Source organism: Bradyrhizobium sp. SPXBL-04 (genome assembly GCF_051853035.1).
GTDB lineage: Bacteria > Pseudomonadota > Alphaproteobacteria > Rhizobiales > Xanthobacteraceae > Bradyrhizobium > Bradyrhizobium zhanjiangense.
In genome coordinates this window covers 5,858,008-5,871,116 of sequence record NZ_CP182472.1, presented here as the reverse complement: position 1 = coordinate 5,871,116, position 13,109 = coordinate 5,858,008, and the positions used below count along the sequence as shown (strand labels likewise).

Sequence of the window (13,109 nt, the reverse complement as noted above, 5' to 3'; positions counted from 1 at the left end):
ATCATAGACGCTCAATCATGATCCGGATGCTGATGGCTGACGATGGTCGCCATCTTCTCCGGTCCGTAATTCTGTTGCGTGGTCTGGCTCGGCAGGTTGGCGATGCCGACCACCCAGCCGAGGCGGGACTCGGTGCCGAACTGCCGCGTCGGTATCACCCGGTCGGGATGGTCGAAAGCGCCGGTCATGATCTCGATCCGGTCGCCGTCGATGCGGCCAAAGCTCAGCGGGGTGCCGCAGGCGGCGCAAAAGCCGCGCTCGGCGATCGAAGAGGAGCGGAAGAACGAGGGTTGCCCCTTGGTCCAGGCAAAGTCCGTCTTGTTGATGTCGGCGAAGGAGGCGAATGGCGCGCCAGCCGCCTTCTGGCACATCCGGCAGTGGCAGATCGAGATCCTGGTCGGCGCAGTCATGACTCCAAAGCGCACGGCGCCGCATTGGCAGCCGCCGGTGAGAACGGGTTTGCTGGTTTCGGTCATGCCTGTTCCATCCGTCGATAGGCGTCTTGCAGCGTCGCAAGCGCATCGCCGCCGGCGAAGACGAAACCGGTGACGCCGGCCGCGCGCAGCGCCGCCTCGGTATCGGTCGGGCGGCCTGCCAGATAGATATGACGGCTGCCGGCCGATTGCAGGGCCTTCGCCGCAGCCTCGGCGTGTTCCGCATAGACCTTGTCGCTGGAACAAAGGCAGGCAAGCGCGACGCCGGAGGCCTTGAAGGCGGCGGCCAGCTTGGCCGGATCGGCAAAGCCCTCGCTGTCGACGGCCTGGATGCCGCCGGCTTCGAAGAAGCTCTTCGCAAAGGTCGCGCGCGCCGTGAAATCGGCGGGCGTGCCGAGATTGGCCAAGAACACTTTTGGCCGCGCGCCACGCGCCTTCAACGCGGCATCCGACTTGTCGCGCAGTGCCTCGAACGGTTCCGCCAGCCGGATCGGTGGCAGCGCATCGAATTTGTATTTTTGCTCACCGTAAGGCGGAAGCGCGACAGGCGTAGCCTTCAGCACGACCGTCTCGCTTTCATGCAGATTTGGAAACTCGCTGGCGCCTGTCAGCACGTCGCGGCGCTTTGCGATGTTGGCGTCGCGCGCCTTTCGCGTCGCCGCGACCTTGCCCTGGAACAGACCCTGCTGAAGCGCTGCGAAGGCGCCGCCCGCTTTCTCGCTCTCCTGGAACAGCGCCCAAGCGGCGTCGCAGAGCTGCGCCGTCAGCGTCTCGATGCCGCCGGCGCCGGCGGCGGGATCGCTGACCTTGGCGAGGTTGCTCTCTTCCAGCAGCAAAAGCTGCGTGTTGCGCGCCACGCGCCGCGCGAACGGATCGGGTAGCCCGAGCGCCAGCGTATGCGGCAGCACGGTGATCGCATTGGCGCCGGCAAGCCCCGCCGCAAAGGTCGCGATGGTCGCGCGCAGCATGTTCACGTAAGGGTCGCGCTGCGTCAGCATGCGCCAGGCCGTATCGGCGGCGATGAACAGCGGTTTTGGCGTGAGCCCGCACGCCGTCTCGATGCGCTCCCAGAGCAGCCGCAGCGCGCGGAATTTGGCCATGGTCAGGAACTGGTCGGCATCGGCGGACAGCCGCGCATAGACCATGCCCTGCGCCTGCTCCAGCGCAATGCCGGCGCCTTCGATCGCGCGCAGATAGGCAACGCCGCAGGCGAGCACGAAGGCGAGCTCCTGCACCTCGGAGCCACCGGCATCGTGGATCACGCGCCCGTCGGCCGACGCGAACGGTCCCTTGAAGCCGAGCGCCACCAGGCCCTTGATGGCGCCGGCGACGGCGGGAACAATTTCCTCCCACGTATAAGGGCTGTGACCCCACACGGCGCCAGCCGCGAGCGGGTCGAGCCCGAAACGGATGTTGCAGGCGGCGGGATCGAGGCCAGCGCTCTTCACATATTCCGCGACATGGATCGCGGCCATCCGCGATTGCGGACCGATCTGGAGCTCGAGGCCGATGCCGGCATCGAGATGGATGTCCTTCAAGACTTTTGCGACCGCATCGGCCGACGGTTCCAGGCCGAATCCATGGGCGCCGCTGCCGCCGGCGAACACCAGCGCAAGCCCCGTCGCGCCATTCTCGAGATCGGTCAGCGCCTGTGCGTTCGCGGCGGCCGCATCGGGATGATCGATCCGCTGCATGATCTGCCAGGGCGCAGCCAGCGGCCGGCCCGCCACGGGCGCAACGCCCTTGGCGCGCGGGTAGAGCGGTTCGATCTTCAGGCCATCATAGGTCTTGCCGACCAGCTTCTCGAACGGCGCGCCTTTCAGCACGCCGTCGACCAGCTTGCGCCAGTCTTCGATCGTGGCCTTGGGGAATTCCGCCGCCAGCGGCAGGTCGTCAGTCATGGAGGTCATGCGGCGAGGGGCTCCCGACAATCTTGTTATTCGCAGGCGAAATTGCCACGGCGGACCGTTCCTGCAAACGGTTGTTTTTGGTTAACCGGTATCCGGAAGCCGCTCAATGCCTTGCGTCGAGACGCTGGCGAGCCCGTCACGCACACGAATGCCTGATATCACGCGGTCGGGCGCGATCTCGGCCAGCGGCACCAGCACGAAGGCGCGCTCGAACAGGCGCGGATGCGGCAAGGTCAGATCGGGCTTCTGCAAGCTGACATCGTCATAGGCGATCATGTCGAGATCAAGCGTGCGCGGTCCCCAGCGCCGCTCCTTGTCCCGCGTGCGGCCGAATTTCTGCTCGACCTTCTGCAGCACGAACAGCAGCGCATGCGGATCGAGGCTGGTCTCGATCTCGATGCAGGCATTGATGAAGAGCTCCTGGTCCTCGTCGCCCCAGGGCGGCGTCGTGTAGTCCGAGGACCGCGCAATTAGTGCGGCTTGCGCCATGCCGCAGATATGGGCGATCGCCTTGCCGAATGTCGCGCGGACATCGCCGACATTGCCACCGAGTGCGATCAGCACGCTTGCCATATCAGGGATGCCGCGAGCGCGTCAGCATGATGCCGACGTCGTCGAAGATCGCGGCGATCGGCGCATGCGGCTTGTGCACGGTGATCTTCACGGCGCGGATGCGCGGGAAATGCGACAGGATGGCATCGGCGACCGCGCCGGCCGCGCGCTCCAGGAGCTTGTAGTTGGTGTTCTTGAACGCCGCCGTGGTGGTCGCCACGACCTCGGCGTACGAGACGGTGTCGGCGAGCCGGTCGCTCCGCGAAGGCTCCGACAGGTCGGTATAGAGTTCGAGATCGATGACGAAGCGCTGGCCGACTTCGGTTTCGTGATCCATGACGCCGTGGCGGGCATGGATCGACAGGCCGGTCACGAAGATCGTATCGGTCATGGCTTGCTCTCGATTGCGTGCGCCACCCGCAGGGCCTGCAAGGTTTCGGCGACGTCATGGGTCCGGATGATCTTTGCGCCGCGCTGCGCGGCGATGAGGTGCGCGGCGATCGAGCCGGCGAGCCGCTCTTTCGGCTCCGACGGCGACACCGAAGCGATGAAGCGCTTGCGCGAGGCGCCGACCAGGATCGGTAGGCCGAACATGTCGAGTTCACGCAGCCGCGCCAGAGCGATCATGCTCTGCTCGGCGGTCTTGCCGAAACCGATGCCGGGATCGAGCACGATTTTTTCCCGCGCGATGCCGGCCTTGGCCGCAATATCCAGCGAGCGCAGGAAGAAGGTCTTCATGTCCGTGACGATGTCGATGGTGGGGTCGGCATTGTCGCGGTTGTGCATGACGATGACCGGAACGCCTTTCGCAGCGACCAGCGGTGCCATGGCGGCGTCGCGTTGCAGACCCCAGACATCGTTGACGATGGCCGCGCCCTGGTCGAGTGCGAAGGCCACGACCTCCGCCTTCATGCTGTCGATCGAGACGGGCACCCCAAGCGCCACGACACCAGCCAGCACCGGCTTCAGCCGGGCGAGCTCGTATTCCGCCGTGACCGGCTGGGCGCCCTTGTAGGGTCGGGTGGACTCGGCGCCGATATCGATGATGTCGACGCCATCAGCGATCATCGCCCGGGCTCGCGCGAAGGCCTGCTCAGGCGCGATGAACTCGCCGCCATCGGAGAAGGAATCCGGGGTGACGTTGAGCACGCCCATCACAGCCGGAAGCGGCCGTTCCAGCAGTGTCCGCAGCACGTCGGCCCCGGCCGAGCCGGCCGGCGGGACGGATGGAGAGGGCGAGGCACTCATGCGGGTGGCTTTAGCGGTCGGGGAGGGGGAGTCAAGACGGAAGGGGGCATCCGGCCGTTCCGACGCGCTCAGGGGCACGAGAGGGAGGAGGTTCTTGCCCGCACTCCGTCATTGCGAGCCAACGGGTCCGCGCGAAGCGCGGCCCGATGACAGGCTCCGCGAAGCAATCCAGACTGTCACCGCGGAAAAATTCTGGATTGCTTCGCTACGCTCGCAATGACGATCTGGGAGCAGCGGTACCCTATCTCTCCAGCTTCGTCCTCGCTCAATACGTAATCTTCGGCGGCAGCTTCTTCGCTTTGGCGATGATGTCGCCGACCGACTTCTCGGAAGGCAGGATGCGGAGGAGCTTCTTCTTCTCGTTGGCGTCCCGCATGCTCTGGGCGAGCCTTGCCGGATTTCGATAAGCAAGCTCGCGCACCGTGGTGACGCCGGCGGCACGGACAAGGCCGACCTTGGCCCGGCCCATGCCGGGGATGCGCATGTAGTCCGAGACGTTGGCCCATTCCAGCAGCAGCTGCTCGCTGATGCCGGTCTTGGCGGACAGCGCCTTGCGGCCCTTCACGGTGGAGGCAGCCTCGAGCAGCGCGTCGGTGGTGCGGATTCCTTGCGCCTTCAATTTGTTGGCGGCGAAGGCCGACAGGCCGTCAATCTCGGAGATCGGATATGTCATGATACTCGAATATGAAATGCGTGGCTTCAGGCGAACTGGCTGAGGCCCGGCGTCCCCGCGATGATCTTGCCCATCTGATCCGCTCCGATTTTGTCTCGGCCGAAGCGGAAAAGTTCACGGGCGACGTTTTGAATCTCCGACATGCCCAGTCCAAGGCCCATCAGGCGCGAGCCGACGGCCATCAGGCCGCCGCCCATCAGCCGCGACAGTCCGCCGCCGCTCTTGCACGCCTCGATCGCGGCTTCTGCTCCGGGGATTTGATCAATCAGGGCCTGAACGCTGTCGGAAGGACCCTCGCTTCGGAGGAAGCCCAGGATAATGCCGACGGTCTTTTCCGCGACAGCACTATCTATGCTGGCGTTTGTCGCCAGCCGTCCGATCAGCTCGTCCATATGGCCTGCCCCTCAGCCGGTTCACATGCCGGAGTATTGCTTGCGAAAATGATCTTGAGCCGGTGCGATGTGAAATTCAAGCGATGAACGCACGCCTCGCCGCGATTCATCTCCGAACGCATAAACAGTGTTGCAGCGGTGCAAGAGCGGAGATGGAATCAGCAAAAAAATACCGCGGTGCGAACGCTCCATTCCGACTTTCGGCTGATATTTCCGCCAATGTCGCATGTTTGGGACGCGTTGAATGGTTTTAATCGACGCACAACATGCGTTAAACTACGGAACTAATGCATTCGAGTTTCGATACGCGAAACCTGCAGAGATCAGTGAGAATTATGACCGCACAGGACAGCAAGCTCGGTGACACCGACGCCAAGATTTTCGTCGGCAAGGGAGACGAGCAGGCCTGGCTGACGCTGGCGCTCGCCAATCGCCACGGGCTCGTCACCGGTGCAACCGGAACCGGCAAGACGGTGTCGCTGCAAGTGATGGCGGAAGGATTTGCGCGCGCCGGTGTTCCGGTCTTCGCCGCAGACATCAAGGGCGACCTCTCCGGCATCTCCGAGGTCGGCGAAGCCAAAGATTTCATCGTCAAGCGCGCCACCGAGATGGGGCTGACCTTCCAGCCCGACCAGTTCTCGACGGTGTTCTGGGACGTGTTCGGCGAGCAGGGCCACCCGGTGCGGGCGACCGTCACGGAAATGGGGCCGCTTCTGCTCGCGCGCATGCTCGATCTGAACGACGTGCAGGAAGGCGTGCTCAACGTCGCCTTCCGCGTCGCCGACGACAACGGTCTTGCCTTGATCGACATGAAGGACCTTCGCGCGCTGCTCGACGCCATCGTGCCCGATAGCGGGAAGAAGGCAGCGGACGCGGAGGAGGATCCGTTCGCCGTCATCCGCAAAGCCGCCCAGGGCTTCGGCAATGTCACCAAGGCGACCGTCGGCACCATCCAGCGCCAGCTCCTGGTGCTGGAGAACCAGGGCGGCACCAAATTCTTCGGCGAGCCGGCGCTGACGCTGAAGGACTTCATGAAGACCGATCGCGACGGCCGCGGCATGGTCAACATCCTGGTCGCCGACAAGCTGCTTCAGAGCCCGCGACTTTATGCGACATTCCTGTTGTGGATGCTGTCGGAGCTGTTCGAGGAGCTGCCCGAGGCCGGCGACCTGCCCAAGCCGAAGCTCGTGTTCTTCTTCGACGAGGCGCATCTGTTGTTCAACGACGCGCCCAAGGCGCTGATGGACAAGATCGAGCAGGTGGTGCGTCTGATCCGCTCCAAGGGCGTTGGCGTCTACTTCGTGACGCAGAACCCGGTCGACGTGCCCGACCGCGTGCTCGGGCAACTGGGCAACCGGGTCCAGCATGCGCTGCGCGCCTTCACCCCGCGCGACCAGAAGGCGGTCACCGCCGCAGCCCAGACCTTCCGGCCCAACCCGAAGCTCGACACCGCCAAGGTGATCACGGAGCTCGGCAAGGGCGAGGCGCTGGTGTCCTTCCTCGAAGGCAACGGCACCCCTTCGATGGTGGAGCGGGTGATGATCCGGCCGCCTTCGGCCCGGATCGGACCGATCACGCCGGAGGAGCGCAAGGCGATCATGGCGGCGAGCCCGGTCATGGGCAAATACGACACCGCCGTCGATTCCGAGTCCGCCTATGAGATCCTTCAGAAGCGCCTCGCCGGCACGGCGGCAACGGCCGACGGTTCGGCAGGCGGAAACGGTGGCGGCGTCCTCGGCCAGATCGGCTCGATCGTCGGCACCATCTTCGGCACCAACGTCAAGCGTGGCCGGCTGTCGACCGGCCAGGTCATTGCGCGCGACGTGACGCGATCGGTGACTAACCAGGTGATCGGGGGGATGGCCGCAAATATCGGCAAGTCGGTCGCCGGCCAGCTCGGCGGCTCGATCGGCCGCACCCTGGTTCGCGGCGCGCTCGGCGGATTGCTGCGGCGGTAGGCAGCAGATCCGGCCGTGACGCTGCGGAAGGTCTAGCGGCCATCGGGGAGGCCATCACCACCGGCACAAATTCCGGTGAGGGACTCTCCAAACATCCGTCCGTCTGCTACGTGGTAGTCCGCCGCCGACTGGACCCCACCGTGATCTCCACCGCCCCGTTAGCCAAACCCGAAGCGCCGAGACGCCTGTCGTTGCGTGCGCCGCTGGACCTGCTTTTCCTGTTCTGCTGCCTCCTCCTGACTGCCGACGTGCTCATTCCCGAGATCTTCGGCCACGGCAAGACCAAGGATTATGGGCTGTGGTACTGGGCCGGGCAGCAGGTCTTGCAGGGGCGGCCGCTCTATCCCGGTGACATCAGCGACTATTTCGAGTTCATCTATCCACCGCTGCCGGCGGTCCTGCTGGCGATCCCGAGCTGGTTCGGCAAAGTCCCGCTCTATGTCGTCCTGTCGATCCTGAATGCGATGGCGTGGTGGTGCACCGGGACGTTCTCCCAGGTGTTGGCCGGATCGGACCGCAGGGCCGGTCCGTGGCTGGAAGCGCTGCCCGCCTTCGTCACCGTCACCTTCGTGTTCGACATGTTCGACCTCGGCCAGCCGAACCTCGTCCTGCTCGCGATGATGCTCTACGGCTTCTGGAGCTTGCGGCATCAGCGCCCCTGGCTTGCCGGCTTCATGTTCGCGCTCGCGACGGCCATCAAGGTGTTTCCGATCGCGGTGCTGCCCTATCTGATCTGGCGGCGGAAGTGGGCGGCCGTGGTCGCGACCGTCGCCTTCATCGGCATTCTTCTTTACGTCGTGCCGGCGCCGATCCGCGGCTTCGAGCGCAACGCGGCCGAACTTGCGACCTGGTACCAGGCCATGGTCGGGAGCAGCTCGGAAAAAGGCTTTGGCCAGCGCGGCGAGCAGAACTGGTCGTGGGTCAACCAGTCCCTCATTGCCGTCACGCATCGCCTGGTCCGGCCGATCAATTACAATCTGGAAGATCCCAACAAGCCGCCGCGTACGATGAACGTCATCGACGTCGACTACCGCACGGCGAACTGGATCGTGCTCGCGCTATCGGCATTGCTCGGGCTCGGCTTCATCGCGATCATGCCTCGGCAAGCGCAGCGCACGGCGCGCTCCGATGCCGAGGAGCTCGGCATCCTGTTCTGCCTGATGACGATTGCCTCGCCTCTGGCGCGACAATACTATTTCATGTGGTTGTTCTTCCCGATGACGGTGCTGATGCATCGGGCTGCCTTCGACGCGCGGGCGAATGTGCGGCTTGGAACCTGGCTTGCTTTGGGCGCGGCCGGCATCCTCATGCTGCTGTCGCTGCCGTGGTTTCCCAATGTCATCCAGGCCTGGGGCAATAATCTCGTTGCGACCGCCATCCTTGCCGGCAGCCTCGCATGGCACATCCGGCACCCGCCGGTAGCGACTGGCCCCAAGGCCGCGCCGGCGCTAAAAGCGCAGACACCTTGAGCCCCGATTTCTTGAGACTCGAAAGTCAGGATCACGACCATGGCCAATGCGCAGCTTCAATCCGTGCTCGACCACATCGACAAGGATTTCGACAACAGCCTGGAGCGCCTGTTCTCGTTGTTGCGGATCAAGTCGATCTCCGCGGATCCGGCCTTCGCCGCCGATTGCAAGGCGGCGGCCGAGCATCTCGCCAAGGACATCGCGAGCCTCGGTGTCGCCACTGAAGTGAGGCCGACCGCGGGCCATCCCGCCATCGTCGGCAAGACCGGGGCAGGCGGACGGCCGCACGTGCTGTTCTACGGCCATTACGACGTGCAGCCGGTCGATCCGCTTGATCTCTGGCACCGTCCGCCGTTCGAGCCTGTCGTCACCGACCATGCCGATGGCCGCAAGATCATCGTCGCGCGCGGTGCCGAGGACGACAAGGGCCAGGTCATGACCTTCGTCGAGGCCTGCCGCGCCTGGAAAAAGGTGACGGGCTCGCTGCCGATCGACATCACCTTCCTGATCGAAGGCGAGGAGGAGGTTGGCTCGAAGAATTTCGTGCCCTTCATCGAGGCCAACAAGAACGAGTTCAAAGCCGACTACGTGCTGGTCTGCGACACCGGCATGTGGGACCGCAACACGCCGGCGATCACGACGTCGTTGCGCGGCTTGCTCTATGAGGAGCTGAAGATCACCGCCGCCAATCGCGACCTGCATTCCGGCGTGTTCGGCGGCAGCGCGATGAACCCGATCCGGGTGCTGACGAAAATTCTCGGCGGCCTGTTCGATGACGACAACCGCATCACGATCCCCGGCTTCTATGACGGCGTGAAGGACCTGCCGCCCGATATCCTCGAGCAGTGGAAGAAGCTCAATCTCACGCCGGAGATGTTTTTGAAGCCGATCGGCCTGTCGATCCCGGCGGGCGAGAAGGGCCGGCTGCTGATTGAGCAGGCCTCCTCGCGTCCGACCTGCGACGTCAACGGCATCTGGGGCGGCTATATCGGCGAGGGCTCCAAGACGGTGATCCCGTCGCATGCGTCTGCCAAGGTCTCGTTCCGTCTGGTCGAGGGGCAGGATCCCGCAAAGATCCGCAAGGCTTTCCGCGACTATGTGACGGCGCGCATTCCGGGCGACTGCAAGGTCGAGTTCGGCGACCATTCCGCCGCGCCCGCGGTCGCGCTCGACTGGAACATGAAGCCGCTTGCCGCCGCCAGCAAGGCGCTGACCGAGGAATGGGGCAAGGAGACCGTGCTGATGGGCTCGGGCGCCTCAATCCCTATCGTCGCCGATTTCAAGCGCACGCTTGGGCTCGACTCGCTGCTGGTCGGCTTCGGCCTCGACGATGACAACATCCATTCGCCGAACGAGAAGTACGACCTCCGCAGCTTCCACAAGGGCATCCGCTCCTGGGCCCGCATCCTCGCCGCGCTCGCCGAGGTGAAATAAAGGCGGTGTCGTAGGGTGGGCAAAGCGCAGCGTGCCCACCGCTTCCGAGGCGAGCTGCGAGATGGTGGGCACGGCGCTATGCGCCTTTGCCCACCCTACGAGAGCGCCTTCCGTCATCCTGAGGTGCGAGCCGTGGAGCGCAACGCGCTTCACGGTGAGCCTCGAAGGATGCACGGCCCCGATGCAGCCGGGCCGTCGCCCTTCGAGGCTCGCCGAAGAGGCGAGCACCTCAGGGTGACGGTGATGGTGATTGCGAACGCCGCCCCAAATAAAAACGCCGCCCGGAATTGGGCGGCGTTTCATTCCAAAAGGCGTAGAGGTTCGTTGATCGCTACCCTACACCAAACTTCGAAAATCTCAAGAGCGGTAGCCGGGAAGCTCGCGGTCGAGCTTGCGCAGCAGCGGCGGCCACACGAGGTTGGTGGCGCGCAGCTCGGCGCGGTCGCGGTTCGACAGCAGCTCGGTGTTCTTATCGATCGCGACGTGGTCGACCGGATAGACCGGCGTGCCCAGCGCGCGCGTGCGCACCTGCATCGAGCATGCGCGCTCGAGGTGATACATGCGCTCGAAGGCGGAGGCGACCGAGCGACCGAGCGTCAGCGTGCCATGGTTGCGTAGGAGCATGTGGTTGTGGTCGCCGAGGTCCTTCTGAAGCCGCGGCCGCTCGTCGTGGTCGAGCGCGATGCCTTCATAGTCGTGGTAGGCGAGGTCGTGGGTAACTAGCTGGGCGGTCTGGTTCAGCGGCAACAGGCCTTCCGCGCTGCTCGACACAGCGGTGCCGTCGAGCGTGTGGAGATGCAGCACGCAGATCGCGTCCTCGCGCACCTCGTGGATCGCCGAATGGATGGTGAAGCCGGCCGGGTTGATGCTGTATTCGCTCTCGGAGAGCTGATTGCCGTGCAAGTCGACCTTGACGAGGCTCGACGCCGTGATCTCGTCGAACATCAGTCCGTAGGGATTGATGAGGAAGTGATGGTCGGGGCCGGGCACGCGCGCGGAGATGTGGGTGTCGACCAGATCGTCCCAGCCGTACAGCGCGACCAGGCGATAGCAGGCGGCGAGATTGACCCGTTGTTGCCATTCGGCCTCCGTCATGTTCGACGGCACTTCCTTCCGGCGCGCTTCCGCTGGCGACATGGCTGATCTCTCCGAACATCGTTGTTGCGGGGTGGGAGCGTAGTCTTGGGCCGGGTTGACGGCAAGGCGCAAGGAGCGTGGCTGTCGCGCGCAGCCTGCATGGAGCTTCCGCCGTAGCTCGAAGAGCGAAGGCGGAAGCGCAATGCGGGGGCGCCTGATCCCGGATTTCGCTGCGCTCCATCCGGGCTCCGGTCGAAAGAAAATTATTACGGCGCCGGGATCGACAGCAGGCTGGAAATGCTGCGGCCGCGGATATCGTAGACGCGGGCGAACACCACGTCGTCGCGCTTGATCTCGACCATGACGGGCGCGGTGAGGCCCTTGCAGTAGAACTCGCCCAGCGTCATCGCGAAATCGGCCGCATTGGAATCCCAGCCGATGGTGAAGTCGGGTCCGAGCGCGACCTGGGCCGGACGCTGCGGACCGCACACCGCGACCTTCCATTTGCGATTGACGGGCGGCACTTCCTGGCGCTCGATCAACTGCTCGCGCAATTCATCGGAAGCCTGCTTCAGCGCCAGGCCCCAATAGTCCAGCATGAAGCGGTCGTCGGCGCCGCGCACGGTGCCGGCGATGTGGTTGAAGTGGGTGTATTGATAGGGATGCAGCCGGATCATCTCGGCGAGCGACAGCGCAAGGCCGAAGCAGAAGGTGGCGAGCACGACCGGCTGCCAGGTGCGGTGATTGGCGCGCAGGCGCTCCATGGCCCAAGCAAACGCGACGCCGCCGAGCACCGCCATCGGCGGGATCACGAAGACGAAATGGCGGATGCCATTGTACAGCGCCGGCCGCTTCACCATTGCGATCGCGAGCGGCAGGGTCGCGGCCAGCGTCAGCATCAAGAGGATCGTCTTGCGGCGCGCGGGAACCTCGCGCCGCGGCAGCAGTACGAAGGTGCCGATCACGGCGCCGGCCATCAGCACCAGCATCACCTCGGGCAGCTGCAGCGCGAACAGCGTCGGCAGATAGGACCAGGGCATGTCGGGCACGGACACGATCGCGCCGTCGAACATCTCCTTCCAGGGCTTCTCGAAGAAGTGCGAGAAGTAGGTCAGCGCCTCGAAGGGATTGCCGGGCTGCATGATCGACCACGGCCAGATCAGCCCCATCACGAGGTAGCCGAGCACGAGGCCGGGCAGCAGCACGTAGACGACATGGACGAAGCGGCGGATCGACTCGCGCGGGCCCTCGCTGCGCAGCTCCTCCAGGAACAGCGGCAGGAAGCCGAGCACGGCGTAGACCAGTGCGAGACCGCCGAGAACGCGGCAGCCCAGCGAAAGTCCGGCACCCAAGCCGACGATCAGGATCGTGCGTGGCGACGGCTGCGGATATTCCTCCGCGAGGCGGGCGAGGCCCAGCATCAGGATGATCATGGCCACCGCGAAGGGCGCATCCTTCGGGTTCATGAACATGTGGCCGTAGAAGATCGGGCAGAGCGCGAGCAGCAAGAGTGCCGCAAGACCGGCAAGGGGGCCGCCGATGCGGCGGCCGAGCCGCCACGTCACCGCAAGCCCGATCACACCGACGATGGCGCCGACCAGACGTCGCGTCTCGAACAGTTCGAGCGGAATGATCTTGTGCAGGAGAGCGGCGACCATGTCGAAGCCGCCGCCATACATGTAGAGATTGGCGAAGGAGAGCGCCGCCGTGTCCCTGAAGCCGGAACCGAACATGCGCAGCAACAGATCGGCATATTCAGCGTGGGTGTAATCGTCCCAGCCGAGCCCGTAGTCGCGGAAGGTCAAGCCTGCAATGACGGCAACCGCAGCCAGCACCAGCATGGCGAGATCGTCGCAAGTCCGTTCGACCGAGCGCCGCAGAGGCGTGTCGATCGCCGAAGTCGTGATGGATGTCATGGCTATTGGTGACCCGGAATCCCCTCTCGGCCCTGCTGGTGCGCGC

At 64.7% G+C, this 13,109-nt stretch carries 12 protein-coding genes; 3 read left to right on the top strand and 9 right to left on the bottom strand.

Features of this window, described 5'->3' with window-relative positions; translation table 11 throughout:
* Positions 1-11: 11 nt before the first annotated feature.
* From ACNJX8_RS27935 to ACNJX8_RS27905, 7 genes are all read right to left on the bottom strand, one after another.
* The gene (locus tag ACNJX8_RS27935; RefSeq protein ID WP_091890856.1) at positions 12-476 is read right to left on the bottom strand and encodes a GFA family protein; all 465 of its coding nucleotides are present in this window, start codon (positions 474-476) and stop codon (positions 12-14) included.
* Positions 473-2,344 (bottom strand): methylmalonyl-CoA mutase family protein, encoded by a 1,872-nt coding sequence (locus tag ACNJX8_RS27930; RefSeq protein WP_439357452.1) that lies wholly within the window; start codon positions 2,342-2,344, stop codon positions 473-475. Before ACNJX8_RS27930 ends, ACNJX8_RS27935 begins: the two co-directional genes overlap by 4 nt.
* Positions 2,345-2,425: 81 nt before the next feature.
* A complete protein-coding gene (gene folK, locus ACNJX8_RS27925) occupies positions 2,426-2,917 on the bottom strand; it encodes a 2-amino-4-hydroxy-6-hydroxymethyldihydropteridine diphosphokinase (protein ID WP_439357451.1) in 492 nt (163 codons plus the stop codon).
* A 1-nt stretch (position 2,918) separates the two neighbouring features.
* Positions 2,919-3,287 carry a dihydroneopterin aldolase gene (folB, locus tag ACNJX8_RS27920; RefSeq protein WP_008553485.1) on the bottom strand — a complete coding sequence of 123 codons (369 nt, stop codon included), beginning with the start codon at positions 3,285-3,287 and terminating at the stop codon, positions 2,919-2,921.
* Positions 3,284-4,144, bottom strand: a complete 861-nt coding sequence (folP, locus tag ACNJX8_RS27915) for a dihydropteroate synthase (protein ID WP_439357450.1) — start codon at positions 4,142-4,144, stop codon at positions 3,284-3,286. The genes folB and folP overlap by 4 nt, the downstream gene beginning before the upstream one ends.
* Before the next feature lie 265 nt (positions 4,145-4,409).
* Entirely contained in the window at positions 4,410-4,817 is a 408-nt protein-coding gene (locus tag ACNJX8_RS27910; RefSeq protein WP_128934964.1) for a DUF4332 domain-containing protein, read from the bottom strand.
* 26 nt (positions 4,818-4,843) lie between these two features.
* Positions 4,844-5,209 carry a hypothetical protein gene (locus tag ACNJX8_RS27905; protein ID WP_091890866.1) on the bottom strand — a complete coding sequence of 122 codons (366 nt, stop codon included), beginning with the start codon at positions 5,207-5,209 and terminating at the stop codon, positions 4,844-4,846.
* Between the two features lie 335 nt (positions 5,210-5,544).
* Between ACNJX8_RS27905 and ACNJX8_RS27900 the strand changes: the two genes are divergently transcribed.
* From ACNJX8_RS27900 to ACNJX8_RS27890, 3 genes are all read left to right on the top strand, one after another.
* Entirely contained in the window at positions 5,545-7,167 is a 1,623-nt protein-coding gene (locus ACNJX8_RS27900) for a helicase HerA-like domain-containing protein (RefSeq protein WP_439357449.1), read from the top strand.
* A gap of 140 nt (positions 7,168-7,307) precedes the next feature.
* Positions 7,308-8,636 carry a glycosyltransferase family 87 protein gene (locus ACNJX8_RS27895; protein WP_439357448.1) on the top strand — a complete coding sequence of 443 codons (1,329 nt, stop codon included), beginning with the start codon at positions 7,308-7,310 and terminating at the stop codon, positions 8,634-8,636.
* 39 nt (positions 8,637-8,675) lie between these two features.
* Positions 8,676-10,070, top strand: a complete 1,395-nt coding sequence (locus tag ACNJX8_RS27890) for a M20/M25/M40 family metallo-hydrolase (protein ID WP_439357447.1) — start codon at positions 8,676-8,678, stop codon at positions 10,068-10,070.
* Positions 10,071-10,427: 357 nt separating this feature from the next.
* Here the strand turns inward: ACNJX8_RS27890 and ACNJX8_RS27885 are convergent, their stop codons facing one another.
* Together ACNJX8_RS27885 and ACNJX8_RS27880 are read right to left on the bottom strand one after the other, a co-directional pair.
* A complete protein-coding gene (locus tag ACNJX8_RS27885; protein WP_439357446.1) occupies positions 10,428-11,207 on the bottom strand; it encodes a class II aldolase/adducin family protein in 780 nt (259 codons plus the stop codon).
* Positions 11,208-11,413: 206 nt separating this feature from the next.
* Complete coding sequence (locus ACNJX8_RS27880) at positions 11,414-13,063, bottom strand: glycosyltransferase family 39 protein (protein WP_439357445.1); 1,650 nt, start codon at positions 13,061-13,063, stop codon at positions 11,414-11,416.
* Positions 13,064-13,109: the final 46 nt, after the last annotated feature.

Bases quoted from the DNA above. Each gene is read 5' to 3' on its own strand.
- ACNJX8_RS27935 (WP_091890856.1), bottom strand. From the start codon at position 476: ATGACCGAAACCAGCAAACCCGTTCTCACCGGCGGCTGCCAATGCGGC.
- ACNJX8_RS27930 (WP_439357452.1), bottom strand. From the start codon at position 2,344: ATGACCTCCATGACTGACGACCTGCCGCTGGCGGCGGAATTCCCCAAG.
- folK (WP_439357451.1), bottom strand. From the start codon at position 2,917: ATGGCAAGCGTGCTGATCGCACTCGGTGGCAATGTCGGCGATGTCCGC.
- folB (WP_008553485.1), bottom strand. From the start codon at position 3,287: ATGACCGATACGATCTTCGTGACCGGCCTGTCGATCCATGCCCGCCAC.
- folP (WP_439357450.1), bottom strand. From the start codon at position 4,144: ATGAGTGCCTCGCCCTCTCCATCCGTCCCGCCGGCCGGCTCGGCCGGG.
- ACNJX8_RS27910 (WP_128934964.1), bottom strand. From the start codon at position 4,817: ATGACATATCCGATCTCCGAGATTGACGGCCTGTCGGCCTTCGCCGCC.
- ACNJX8_RS27905 (WP_091890866.1), bottom strand. From the start codon at position 5,209: ATGGACGAGCTGATCGGACGGCTGGCGACAAACGCCAGCATAGATAGT.
- ACNJX8_RS27900 (WP_439357449.1), top strand. From the start codon at position 5,545: ATGACCGCACAGGACAGCAAGCTCGGTGACACCGACGCCAAGATTTTC.
- ACNJX8_RS27890 (WP_439357447.1), top strand. From the start codon at position 8,676: ATGGCCAATGCGCAGCTTCAATCCGTGCTCGACCACATCGACAAGGAT.
- ACNJX8_RS27885 (WP_439357446.1), bottom strand. From the start codon at position 11,207: ATGTCGCCAGCGGAAGCGCGCCGGAAGGAAGTGCCGTCGAACATGACG.
- ACNJX8_RS27880 (WP_439357445.1), bottom strand. From the start codon at position 13,063: ATGACATCCATCACGACTTCGGCGATCGACACGCCTCTGCGGCGCTCG.